General features: G+C 68.8%; 10 protein-coding genes and 1 pseudogene. 2 read left to right on the top strand and 9 right to left on the bottom strand.

From position 1 onward, the window contains the following. Positions 1 to 11: 11 nt before the first annotated feature. Genes AB0412_RS24585 through AB0412_RS24565 form a run of 5 tightly spaced genes read right to left on the bottom strand, consistent with a single transcriptional unit; the run spans position 12 to position 5,340 of the window. Positions 12 to 566, bottom strand: coding sequence for an ATP-binding protein (locus AB0412_RS24585; RefSeq protein ID WP_366404730.1), 555 nt, complete (start codon positions 564 to 566; stop codon positions 12 to 14). A gap of 43 nt (positions 567 to 609) precedes the next feature. Further along, positions 610 to 1,254: an LUD domain-containing protein gene (locus tag AB0412_RS24580; RefSeq protein WP_366404729.1), complete on the bottom strand. Its 645-nt coding sequence runs from the start codon at positions 1,252 to 1,254 to the stop codon at positions 610 to 612. 23 nt (positions 1,255 to 1,277) lie between these two features. Continuing rightward, entirely contained in the window at positions 1,278 to 2,699 is a 1,422-nt protein-coding gene (locus AB0412_RS24575; RefSeq protein WP_366404791.1) for a LutB/LldF family L-lactate oxidation iron-sulfur protein, read from the bottom strand. A 20-nt stretch (positions 2,700 to 2,719) separates the two neighbouring features. Further along, a complete protein-coding gene (locus tag AB0412_RS24570) occupies positions 2,720 to 3,520 on the bottom strand; it encodes a (Fe-S)-binding protein (RefSeq protein WP_366404728.1) in 801 nt (266 codons plus the stop codon). Between the two features lie 53 nt (positions 3,521 to 3,573). Continuing rightward, positions 3,574 to 5,340, bottom strand: a complete 1,767-nt coding sequence (locus AB0412_RS24565) for an L-lactate permease (RefSeq protein WP_366404727.1) — start codon at positions 5,338 to 5,340, stop codon at positions 3,574 to 3,576. Between the two features lie 184 nt (positions 5,341 to 5,524). Between AB0412_RS24565 and AB0412_RS24560 the strand changes: the two genes are divergently transcribed. Then, the gene (locus AB0412_RS24560) at positions 5,525 to 6,286 is read left to right on the top strand and encodes an FCD domain-containing protein (protein WP_366404726.1); all 762 of its coding nucleotides are present in this window, start codon (positions 5,525 to 5,527) and stop codon (positions 6,284 to 6,286) included. A 1,064-nt stretch (positions 6,287 to 7,350) separates the two neighbouring features. Next, complete coding sequence (locus tag AB0412_RS24555; protein ID WP_366404725.1) at positions 7,351 to 8,382, top strand: catalase family protein; 1,032 nt, start codon at positions 7,351 to 7,353, stop codon at positions 8,380 to 8,382. 84 nt (positions 8,383 to 8,466) lie between these two features. On the opposite strand, the pseudogene AB0412_RS24550 reads toward AB0412_RS24555, so the two are convergent. The 4 genes and pseudogenes from AB0412_RS24550 to AB0412_RS24535 all read right to left on the bottom strand — a co-directional run bounded on the left by AB0412_RS24550 (position 8,467) and on the right by AB0412_RS24535 (position 12,059). After that, a pseudogene (locus AB0412_RS24550) lies at positions 8,467 to 8,906 on the bottom strand (transposase). A gap of 38 nt (positions 8,907 to 8,944) precedes the next feature. After that, entirely contained in the window at positions 8,945 to 9,631 is a 687-nt protein-coding gene (locus AB0412_RS24545; RefSeq protein WP_366404724.1) for an MFS transporter, read from the bottom strand. A gap of 407 nt (positions 9,632 to 10,038) precedes the next feature. After that, positions 10,039 to 10,986 carry an MvdC/MvdD family ATP grasp protein gene (locus tag AB0412_RS24540; protein ID WP_366404723.1) on the bottom strand — a complete coding sequence of 316 codons (948 nt, stop codon included), beginning with the start codon at positions 10,984 to 10,986 and terminating at the stop codon, positions 10,039 to 10,041. An 8-nt stretch (positions 10,987 to 10,994) separates the two neighbouring features. Then, entirely contained in the window at positions 10,995 to 12,059 is a 1,065-nt protein-coding gene (locus tag AB0412_RS24535) for a M12 family metallopeptidase (protein WP_366404722.1), read from the bottom strand. Between the last annotated feature and the right edge of the window lie 370 nt (positions 12,060 to 12,429).

Genomic DNA, 12,429 nt, shown 5'->3' with positions numbered 1-12,429 from the left:
ACAGGTGCGGGTCACGCTCGAGGCTCAGCAGCACCCCGGGAAGCGCCCCCCAGACCTTCTCCGTACCGGGGCGCCCGGCTGACGGCCGGTCGGGGCGCGCCGGTGGCGGAGGCGTCGAGCAGCGCCCAGGCGTGGGTTCCGTGCGGGGTGGGGTGCACTCCCGAGAACTGGGACAGTGCCTCGATCAGCCGAAAGCCACGGCCGCCCTCGGCCAGGCCGTCCTGTTCGGAGCCCTTGGGGTGCCGCCACACACCGGTGTCGACCACTTCGATCCACAGGTGTGACACGCAGCGGGCGAGTTGCAGGGTGACGTCCTGGGCTCCGCTGTGCCGGACGGTGTTGGTGACGAGTTCCGACACGACGAGGCTCGCCGCCTCGGCCGTCTCGCCCACGAGGTGCCATGCCGCCAGCCGGTCCCGGGCGAACGCCCTGGCTCTCGCCACGGCACGCCTCTCGGCGGGCAGGGTGCAGCACGCCGACGCGGTGGGGTTCTGGGGCCGGGGAACCGAGTGGGTCGCCGTCGGCCCTCCATGCCGGCACGGTACTGGGTGAGGGGCGGGCGTCATGGCTCAACTCCCTTCCGGCAGGGACGGGATGACTGTGGGACTCTCAGACGACGACGAGCACGTCCAGCGTGCGTGGACCGTGGACGCCCTCCACGCGGTCGAGTTCGATGTCACTGGTGGCCGACGGCCCGGAGACGAAGGTGAGGGGACGTGCCGGATCCAGCGCGGCAAGCGCCTCCGGCACGGACGCCACGACCTGCCCGGCCCGTACGACACACACATGGACGTCGGGCACCAGCGTCAGGGCGCGTCGGCCCTGGCCGGGGCCGCCGTCCAGGACGAGGGTTCCGGTCGAGGCGATGGCGGCGGCCACCGTCGTCACGACCGCACCGGCCCGGTCCAGTTCGGCGGCCGGCAGGCGGGGCACGTCGGTCAGCACACGGTCGGGGTCCAGCGCCGATCGCCACTGCGCCGGGAAGCCGCGGGGGACCACGACGGAACCGGCACCGAGACCGGCCACGGACCGCCCGACCGAGGCTGCGACCTCCTGCCCGGACACCAGGTGCACCGACGCGCCGTACTCGGCCAGTCGTGCGGCGAGCAGTTCCACGGCCGCCGCTGATCCGGGCGGTGGCGTGCCGCCGCGGGAGTACTGCCGGGACACCGGGGCGTCCTGTGGACGCTCGCTCGCGGGCACGTCCACCAGGGCGCGTCGGATCCGGTCCAGTACTTCGGATCGCGCGTTCATCGCTTCCTCCCTCCGAGGTACGGTCATCGGCGCGTCCGCTTCCACCAGGCGCTGAAGGTCTCAGCGGCCGGGAGGGGGGCGTCGCGCGTGTCGGTCCACCGGGACAGCGGGGCGGGAAGCCGGCCCAGCCGCCCGTGCCGGGTCACCAGCCGTGCGGCCACGGCGCCCGCGCGCTGCGCGGCCGTCAGCCGCGACGGACGGGAGAGCACCCAGCGTGCGGCGGCCATCGCCAGGCGCTCCGGCTCGGGCACGAGCCGCTCACGCCGCTCCTCGACGACCCGGGCCCGCAGGTGCACCAGCACCTCAGGGATGTTGATCTTGACGGGGCAGACCTCGTAGCACGCCCCGCACAGTGAGGACGCGTACGGCAGGGCTCGGTCCACTTCCGAGGCCGTGCCCCGCAGCTGGGGGCTGAGGACGGCGCCGATCGGGCCGGGGTAGACGGATCCGTAGGCGTGTCCGCCCACCCGCTCGTACACGGGGCACACGTTCAGGCAGGCGGAGCAGCGGATGCAGCTGAGCACCTGCCGGCCGACCGGATCGGCGAGCGCGTCGGTGCGACCGGCGTCGACAAGCACCAGGTGGAAGGCGCGGGGTCCGTCGTCGGCGGTCGTGCCGGTCCAGGTGGACGTGTAGGGGTTCATCCGCTCCCCGGTGGAGGAGCGGGGCAACAGCTGCAGGAACACCTCCAGGTCCTGCCACGTGGGTATGACCTTCTCGATCCCGGCCACGGAGATGAGCGTCTCGGGCAGCGTCAGGCACATCCGCCCGTTGCCCTCGGACTCCACCACGACCGCGGTGCCGGTCTCGGCGACCAGGAAGTTGACACCCGAGACGGCGACCTTGGCCCGCAGGAACTTCTCCCGCAGATGGCGCCTGGCGGCGTCGGCCAGCCGTCGTGGATCGTCGTCCAGGTCGGCGGGTGCCGGAGTGCCGTACGCGCCCATCGACCGCAGAAAGATCTCCCGGATCTCCGCCCGGTTGCGGTGGATGGCCGGCACCAGGATGTGGGAGGGCTGGTCCCGGCCGAGTTGCACGATCAACTCGGCCAGATCGGTCTCGTACGCGTCGATGCCCGCGTCGGCCAGCGCGTCGTTGAGCCCGATCTCCTGGGTGGCCATCGACTTGACCTTGACGACCTCCCGTTCGCCGGTGTCCTGCACGAGGCCGACGACGATGCGGCACGCCTCCTCGGCGTCGCGCGCCCAGTGCACCTGGCCGCCCGCCGCGGTGACCTTCTCCTCCAACTGCAGCAGATAGTGGTCCAGATGGCGCAGGGTGCGTTCCTTGACCGCGCGGCCCGCTTCCCGCAGTTGCTCCCAGTCGTCCACCTCGCCGACGGCTGCCGCGCGGCGGGAGCGGATGGTGCCGGTGGCGCGGGCCAGATTGCCGCGCAGCTGGGAGTCTCCCAGGGCGCTGCGCGCCGCCGTGGGGAAGGCCGGCATGCCCAGGAACGTCGCTTCGTTCACGGTTTCCTCGTCCTTTCGTTGCCGCGCGAGAAGGCGGGTGGGTCTGCCGCCGCCGCGCCGTGATCCGGTCCCGTCTCCGTGGAGGCGAGAATCTCGGCGAGGTGCATGACGCGCACGCCGGTGCGCAGCCGGGACAGCGCGCCGCCGATGTGCATGAGGCAGGAGTTGTCGCCGGCGCACAGCACGTCGGCTCCGGTGTTCAGGACGTGCCGTACCTTGTCCGCGCACATGGCCGCGGAGGTGTCGGCGTTCTTCAGGGCGAACGTGCCACCGAAACCACAGCACTGGTTGGCCGCGCCGAGCTCCACGAGGTCGAGGCCGCGGACGGCCCGCAGCAGGGCGAGCGGCCGGTCGGCGACGCCGAGCATGCGCTGGGAGTGGCACGTCGGGTGGTAGGTGACCCGGTGGGGGAAGTACGCCCCGACATCGGTGACACCGAGGACGTCGACGACGAACTCGGAGAGCTCGTACACGGGCGGTGCGTCCTGGACCGCGACGGGCAGCCGGGGGTCGCCGGACACCTCGGCGACCCGCCCGTGGTACTCGCGCACCATGGCGGCGCACGAACCGGACGGTGTGACGACGGCGTCGTACCCGGCGAATGCCTGGGCGAAGCGTCGTACGAGCGGCACGCAGTCACGCTGGTAGCCGGTGTTGAAGTGCATCTGGCCGCAGCAGGTCTGGTCCGGGGGGAAGTCCACGCGGCAGCCCAGCCGCTCCAGCAGCGTCACCACCGCCTGGCCGGTGGCCGGGAAGAGGGTGTCGTTGAGGCAGGTGACGAACAGAGCGATCCGCATGGTTGCTCCGGTGGAGGGCGACGGTTTCTGCGGTTTGTGCAGGGGTGCGGGGCTCATGGCAGCATCCACGCCAGGACGTTGGACTGGAGGTAGACCAGGACGCACAGGGCGAGCAGGAGCAGCAGGCTCCACTTGATGGCCGCCCGGAACAGCTGGGACTCGCGGCCGATGAGGCCCACTGCGGTGGCGGCGATGGTCAGGTTCTGCGGGCTGATCATCTTGCCGACGACGCCGCCGGAGGTGTTGGCCGCCACCAGCAGCGTCGGATCGAGACCGGCCTTGTTCGCGGCGGTCTGCTGGAGCGTGGCGAACAGGGCGTTGGCGGATGTGTCCGAACCCGTGACCGCGGTGCCCAGCCAGCCGAGGATGGGAGAGAGGAAGGCGAAGGCCGTACCGGCTCCGGCGATCCAGGTGCCGATGGTGATGGTCTGCCCGGACAGGTTCATCACATAGGCGAGTGCGAGTACGGCGGCTACGGTCAGCAGGGCCCAGCGCAGTTTGGCCAGCGTGGCGGTGAACTCCCGGGCGGCGGCTGCCGGGGTCACCCGGTAGACGGCGGCGATCACGGCGCCCGACAGCAGCAGGAGCGTGCCGGGCGAGGACAGCCAGGGGAAGGTGTAGACCGTGGTGGCCGACACCTGGCCGGCGGCGGTGAGGACCTCGCCGTCGAGTCCGGGCCAGCCGAGCTTCGCGTCGGAGGCGGTCAGGAACTCCTTGAGGGGGGTCCACAGCTTGGCGAGGGAGAAGACCGCGATGATGATCAGGTAGGGCAGGAACGCCATGAGGATCCTGGAGCCTTTGATCCGCTGGGCTGAGCCGGCCACCGGGAGGGTGTCGGTGGCGGCGGCACGGTCGTGCGGAGTGCGTGCCCCGTCCTGCCCGGTGTGCGTTCCGGACGGCGCTGAGGGCCGGTCCGCGTGCCCGGGGTCCGACGGCTGCCCCGCCGCACCCCCGGCCTGCTCCGCCCGGGCCGCCTTGTGCAGATCGGCCCTGGCCTCTTCGCTTCCCTGAGGGCGCCACACACGCAGGAAGAGAACGATGGCGGCGAGGCCGGCCAGCGAGGCGACGATGTCGGTGAGCTCCACCGAGAGGTAGGTGGCGCTGACGAACTGGGCCAGTCCGAACACCGCGCCGCACACCAGGGCGACCGGCCAGGTCTGGCGCACTCCGCGGCGGCCGTGGACCAGGCCGACGAGGAGGAGCGGTACGAAGAGGGCGATCAGCGGTGTCTGGTGGCCGACGTACGCGCCGATCTCCGTGTACGGGATCTTCGTCAGGTTGCCGGCCGTGATGATGGGCGTGGCGATGGCGCCGAACGCGACGGGTGCCGTGTTGGCGACCAGCACGGTGACGGCGGCCCGCACCGGGGCGAAGCCGAGGCCCATCAGCATCACGCCGGTGATGGCCACGGGCGCGCCGAACCCGGCCAGCGCCTCGAGCAGTCCGCCGAAGCAGAAGGCGATGATGATGGCCTGGATCCGCGGATCGGCACTGATCAGCCCGAACGCCCGGCGCAAGTCCTCGAAGCGGCCGCTGACGACGGTGAGCTGGTAGACCCAGATGGCGGTGACAACGATCCACATGATCGGGAAAAGCCCGAAGGCGGCTCCTTCGCTCGCCGAGAGCAGGGCGAGTCTGCCGGGCATGCCGTAAGCGGTCACGGCGACGGCCACCGCGACGGCCAGTGAGGCGAGCCCGGCCCAGTGGGCCTTCATCTTCAGGCCACCGAGCAGGACGAAGAGCGTGAGCAGCGGCAGGGCGGCGACGAGCGACGAGAGCGCGAGGCTGTCGGCTACGGGGGAGAGATCCGGCTGATACATAAACCCTCACCATGTTTGCGGGCTTGGTCAGACCATTACTTGGTTTTCAAGCTAGGCAGCCACCTTCCGGTTGTCCAGAGCCTCGAATGAGAAAAATTAGCTTGGTCTGACCAAAGGGTGGGTGGCTCAAGCTATGATCAAAGGGACTCGGCAACGACGTGACGATGTGCGGAAAGGGCTTCCCATGGCTGACACGACTGCGGCCTGGGAGCCGGTGCCCCGCTCGCGCACGTTCGAGCTCGTCCTGGCCCGGATCGAGGAGCAGATCCTCGCGGGCAATCTCCGGGTCGGTGACCGGCTGCCGCCCGAGCGGGAGCTGGTCGACATGCTCGGCGTGAGCCGGGCAGCGGTGCGCGAGGCGCTGCGCGTGCTCGAGGCCCAGGGAGTGCTGCGCTCACGTGTGGGGACCGGACCGTCCTCCGGCACGGTGATCGCGGCGATGCCCGACGCCGGTCTCACGCAGTTGCTGCGGCTGCACATAGCGCTGGCCAACTTTCCCATGGATCACGTGGTCGAGGCCCGCGCCACGCTGGAGCGGGCCAGCGCCCGGCTGGCCGCCGGACTCGTCACCGACGAGGGGCTCGACCGCATCCGCGACCCACTGCTCCGGATGGACGACCCGGACCTGCCCCGGGAGCACTTCAACGACTGCGACACGGACTTCCATGTCGCCATCGCCGAGGCCGGGGGCAACCGGCTGATGGCCGACATGACGGTCGCGGTCCGCAACGCGGTGCGGCACACCCTGCTCACGGTGTTCAACAGGCTCGACGACGACTGGGACCAGGTCGCCGCCCGGCTGCGGGCGGAGCACCACGCGATCTACGACGCCATCGCGGCCGGAGACGCCGAGGCGGCCGGGGATCTCGTGGAGGCGCATGTGCGTGGCTTCCACCGGGACGTCGTGAAGAAGGTTCTCGACCACTCGGGCCCTGCGGCGCCGTAAGGCGGGCCGGCGCTGACTTTCACGTAGGGCCGTGCGGGAGCGCAGGCCGGTGGCGTGTCTTCTGCACGGGCCGTGCTCCGGGACGCAGGTGTGTCCGGGCGCGTGAAGACCTGCTCGTTGCATGGCTCCCCGCCGCGTCCGCAGTCAGGCCACGTGACCTGCTCGTCGGACGTCGGCCTCTGCGCACCCACCACGCAGGGCTTTGTCCAAAGGGAGCACCCCGGAAATACATTCCGACGACGAATACCGCCTGAGACATCTGCAGCGCTCCGATGACGGACCGACAGGCAGCTATTGGACAGGTTTTCAGCGCCGGCGCCGAGGAGTTCCAGCGCTCCGGGGGAACGGTCCACCATGACGACCATGCCGGCCCGGGGCGCCCGGGCTCCTGAGCGCCCTCTGCAACCCCGTCCTCGAGGAACGCCCCACCTCACCGGCCGCGCCAGGACCGACTATCAGGTGGCCCCCCGGCAGAGGGGCTGAACCTGCCGTACCCGGCCAGTCAGCAGTGGCGGTCTGCCAAAGCCACCCGCCAACACACAATCCAGCTACTCGGATTCGACCCCTCACAAGGGCTCCCCCCCGGCTCGCTAAGCGGCAGCCCGCGGCGGAACGGGCCCCCGCTGTGCGACGACCGGCACGCGCAGCTCAGCTGTCCGTCCGGTCGTCTCCCGGCGCACGAGGCTCGCACCATGCCGCCCGAGCGGCACCCACGGCACGGTGAACACGGGCCAGGGCCCGACGTTCGGACCCGCGGAAGGCAGCCAGCACCGCCTCGAGGGGCGTGCCGCGTTTGGCCGGGGGGACGCGCAGTGCCTCACCGGCACGTGTCCCAGGCGGCTCATGCGTCGACGCCGCGGTCGTGGTTCCGCTGCGTCGCTGCGACTGCCCGGCGTGCGCTTCATCACAAGAAGTTATGTTGTGCACAATTTAATTGCTGGCTAGTGTCTGGGGTAAACGCGAACCACCAGAGAGGCAGCATCATGGATCCCGTCCGCTACGAGGTTTACCGCCCGGCCGAACGCCCTTCTTACCAGCAAGAGTTGGACGCAGTGGTCGCACAAGTGGCACGGCGCACCCGCGCCTCGGTCGAGCGTGAGGCCGTCGGCCACGCCGTCCGCACCGCCCACGGAAAGACCTACGGCCTCCTCAAGGCCACCGTCACGATCGGTGACAACCCGGGCTTCTACGGCCAGGGCATCTTCGCAACGCCCACCGTGCACGACGCGGTCGTCCGCTACTCCAACGGTCTCGGCCACCAGCGCCCCGACCACCAGCTGGGCGCGGCCTGCGGGATGGGCATCAAGCTGTTCGGGGTCCCCGGCCACTCACTGCTGGACGACGAGCCGGACAGCGGTACCTTCGACCTCAACCTGATCAACAACGAGGTCTTCTTCGCGAACACCGCCTACGACTACATGGTCATCGAGGAGCTGTTCGCCGAGCTGCCCGAGGCCCTGGTCAATCCCGCCCGCCGCAAGACCTGGATGGCAGAGTTCCTGACCCGCAGGGGCACGCTCACGGATGCCGACAGCTGGCTGTGGGACGAACTGTTCGCCATGCTGTCGTTCACCACCGTCCCGCGCAGGAACCTGCTGTCGTACACCTACAACAGCATGGGCGCCTTCCGGTACGGCGACCACATCGCCAAGATCCGTACCGTGCCGACGGCCGATTCCCTGGCATCCCTCACCCATCAGATCGTGGACGTGCGCGCGGACAACGAGGCGTTCCGTCGCACTCTGGTCGCCGAGGCCGCGGAGCGGGACCACTCCTTCGAGCTCCAGGTGCAGCTCAACACCGATCCGGTCCGCATGCCGGTGGACAACACCTCCGTCAAGTGGCCCGAAGAGCTGTCGCCCTGGGTGACGGTCGCCCGTGTGGACCTCCCGCGCCAGGACATCAGCGGGGACGACAACCTGGCGGCCGCCGACACCACATCGATCACACCGTGGCGATCCCGCGAGGAGCACCGGCCGATCGGCGAGATCCAGCGGGTGCGGCAGGAGGTGTACCGGCGCTCGTCCATCGAGCGACACCGCATCAACGGGCAACAGCGGCGCGAACCGGTCTCCAGCGCGGAGCTGCTCGGCTGAGAAATCCTCCTGGACCCGCTCAGGCGTGTGCGCCTGCCCCATCCTTGACGGCGAGATCACCGAAACGGTGTCTTGGACGTCGTTTCAGTTGATGAGTCGGCGGTAGCCGATGAGGCTTGCGGCGATGCCGACGAGGGCCAGGAACTGTTCGGCATTGCGTTCGTAGCGGCGGTGCAGCCTTCGGCTATCCGGCCAGCCAGGAGGCTGTTCTCTCGACGACCCAGCGGTGTCGGCCGAGTCGCGTGGACTGAGACTGACAAAGCCGATCGCTCAGCGGGACCAGTCCAATTCGCCTCTGAAGCAGAGTTCGTCGAGGATGACGCGGTAGAGCCGGGCCCAACTCGCTCTCGGCACCACTGGGCGAAGCGCCGGTAGACCATCGGCCAGGCCGGGCCGACACCGGCGGGAGCTGTCACCAGGTGCAACCCGAGGCGGCCACGAAATGATCGCCGCTAGGCATTCACGGTCACCGGCCCACCGTCGACCGCCGCCCGCGGGCATATGACTTGCGTCGGCGGGACCATTGACGCTGTTCCGGCGACACGCCAAAGGAATCGGCGTCTTAGCAGCGCCGCCACTGGCGGGGTACTGGAGCCGGCTCCGGTGCTGGAGGGGTCGGGCACCGGGTCACGGCGACGAGAAGCGTGCCGGCGATCCCGCCAGCCACCATGAACAGCGCGGTGCTGATTCCGTCTGCCGTCGCGATGCGTAGGCGTTCGCCGGTGAGGTCGTCCAGACCGGCGGTCGCTACGAGGACGAGGACGGCGAGGCCGACTGCGGCGCCGACGCCGGAGCCGGTGGAGGCGATACCTGAGGCGATGCCTTGTTCTCGGTCTGCCACTCCGGTCGCGGCGGCGATGAACATGGTGGTGAACACCACGCCGTCACCGATGCTGAGCGCGATGAGTCCTGGCAGCAGTTCGACGTACGAGCCGTCCGGCGAGATGGCAACGCCGAGCAGCACAGCGCCGAGCGCACCGATGGCAAGAGCAGCCACCAGCGTGCGCTTGAGCCCGAACCGGGTGACGAACTGGCCCGCCGTCGTCGAGCCTGCCACCACGACCGCTGTGGGGATCAGGAACCCTGCGCCGGTCTGCAGGGCGTCGTAGCCCAGGATCTGCTGAAAGCGGTGCAACTCGAGGGTGTTGTCGCGCCGGTTATGCCGTGTTGCCGAGAGCGTCGAGTGTCGTGCGCAGCTCGTCGGGGACGGGATCGTCCACGAGGCGGGCCAGGTGAGGGCGGCGGCCACGCGGACGTCCGACGTATCCGCCGCAGTCGTGGATCCAGTCCTGCGTGGCCACGAGAAGAAGGGCGTAGAAAGTGCCGCGCGCGCGTCCGAAACTGCTTCCGCCGCGGTGCCACCGCTGTCGACGAGGGAGAGGGTGGGGTGGGAGCGGAGCGCGTGGAGCGTCGCCTCCCGGTACACCCGGACAGGGGCGATGAGGAGTACATCGATCACATCGTGCTGAGATTACTCGTCCCGGGAGACCGACCCGGTTAGGGCTGCCGGGCGTGTTGCCATACGCCCAGTCAATGCGGAACCAGCTGTAGTCGATGCGCAGCGCACAAGGGCTCACAGCCCAGCCGCTGCCGGTCTCGCTAGGGAGGGCGGTTCTCGTCGGTCGGCTCGCCCGGTGTGCTTCGCCACTCGCGAGCTCAAGAGCGGGCGTCTGATCCCTTGTCGATCCGCGCGAGCAATCCGGCAACCTCGGCCGTGATCGGCAGACCTGTCAGTTTCTCGACGAACAGCCATTGTCCCGCTGGGTTGACCTCGAAGAACACATACTGTCCGTCCGGCCGCCGACGCAGGTCGACGGCACCGTACACGAGACCAAGCCTGTCCATGAGTCGAAGAAGAGTGTCGGTGAGCGCTGAGGGAAGAGTCACCGGCCGCACTTGCGCCTCCCCTACCACCATCCTCATATCGACGGGATAGCTGGTGGACGAGGCGTCGATCTCGGCGGCGAAGAGACGGTCGCCCACGATCGTCACCCGTAGATCAGCGCCCGGTACGAACTCCTGGAAGATCACCGGCGCATGGCGGACGGTGTCAAGACAGGCCATGTCGTCGGGCGAGACCAACCTGGTTTCTCGCCATGCATGGGGCAACGCTAGGAAGGCCTTGAAGACGGTGCGTCCGAGGCCCACATCCTGGATGAACCGGCGGGCTCGTTCAGGCTGGTTGGTCACCAGAGTCCGTGGCAGGGCCAGCCCGGTCCGGCGCGCGACCTCCCATTGGTATGGCTTGTGCTGGGCGACCGCGTCCAGTGAGGGAGGGTTGACCCACGTGCAGTCGAGAGATTGAAACAGGCCGCCCAGCGCCTGTCCCGTCTCGCTGGCCGCGAAGTCCCTGTCTGTGGAGGTGCCGAGGCTCCCGTCCAGTGTGAAGGGGCTCACTCGTCGCCACCAGGCGACGCGACATTGATTCAGCGAGGTGTGGGCAGTGGGTGTGGTGATCCCGTAGTGCGGATGCCCGTTCACGGGGTACTCGAGGGAGATCTCGCCGCGGGCGGGGAAATCGGCGAAGTCGACTCGGACGGTCTCGCACCCCGTCGGCTCCAAGCTCCGCATGACCGCGAGAGTGTGGTCCTCGTCGTGGGACACTATGAGGATCATTGTGGCGGTGGGGCGACGCTGAAGGCGCCGAGGCGGGCCAAAAGCCGTTCGTGGTCCGCCGCTACAGCGGAAACGGTCTGCTGCAGGGCCCCGACCACCTCATTGAGCCGGCGCACCTCCTGGACGACGTCATCGGGTCCGACGGGCAGTGTTTGGGACCGGTGGGAAGTGGCCAGGATGAAGGGGCTGCTGGAGGCCGGACCCTGGGGCTCCGCGGACAGTGGGGGTTTGTTCGGCGGTGACTCGGTGGAAGGTTCCTTGGAACCCTCCTTGCCCAGGCTGTCGAGGACCGGATTCTTGTACATCTTCGTGACTGCGCTTATGTCGCCCGCTGACAGTTCTTCAACCTCTCCGACCTCCAGACCGGCAGGCAGCGGCTTGAGTACCTGGAAGGTCGGTTTCGCTCTGTCGAGCGCCAGGAACCAGGTCGGGTAGTGCATGATCGAGGCGTAGTCGTACCCGCCGACGTCGTCCCCGTCGGTGATGTTCTGAAGGAAGTTGTGCTGATCTTCCGGAATGATGTTCGAGAAATCGAGTTTTATGAATTGATCGCGGTCCTCTCGACTGTGCTCATGCCAGAGGCCGACCGCGTGACCGATCTCGTGAAGGACCGTGGACGTGGGGCAGTCGTCGGCCAGGTGGATGTTCTGAACGCCCCCCACTCGTCCGACACGGGAACGGCAGTCATCGCCCGGAACGAATCGCACGACATCCGGGAACTGCGCCATGTTCACCGGGGTCCGCTTGACAAATTTGATGACGGTGCGGCTTTCCCAGTGTGCTATCGCATCCAAGACTCGCTGCTGGTCGGGAAGGGCTGGATCGATCTCGAAAGGGATGGTCCCGTCGAACCAACGGAAGGACACATCCGTGATCTTCACCGCCTCCGGGAATACTGACCCGTGTTCATGACTACGAGCCGCTGCAGCGGCGGCAGCCTCGACATCCTCCACCGCGCCGATCTCGACGTCGCCCTCGACGACCGCCATCCCGCCCACGTCGGCGTACTGGACGCCTTTGGCTTTGAACGTCAGACCGTCAAGCAGCGCGGTGCCCGCCACCGGGCCTCCTCGACCGATCTTCGGCGTTCTTCGGGACGACCTCGGAAGAATGCGTTTCATGGACAACCTCACTGCGGACGTGCCGGGCCCCCGCGGCAGCCGGTCTATCTCCCTCTCCTGTGCGGCGGCTTCTGACGATCCGCACCACCATGGCGACCGAGCGTCGGCGGCGGCTGTCTGCCGGCGAAGGGAGATCTGGCGCGCAGGGACGAGCGGAGCGGGGTCCCTTCCCCCGAACCGGCTGCAATGGTCATATGAGGGGCACCTACCAGTCTTCACTCGTGGCGCGTGGTTCGCAAATGCGCGGCGGCCCGTCACAGGACACAGTCAGGGCCTCCCCGTACTGTTCGAGCCTTAGTGCTGTGACCGC

Source organism: Streptomyces sp. NPDC052012 (assembly GCF_040689265.1).
Lineage (GTDB): Bacteria > Actinomycetota > Actinomycetes > Streptomycetales > Streptomycetaceae > Streptomyces.
This window is presented reverse-complemented; position numbering and strand designations above follow the sequence as displayed.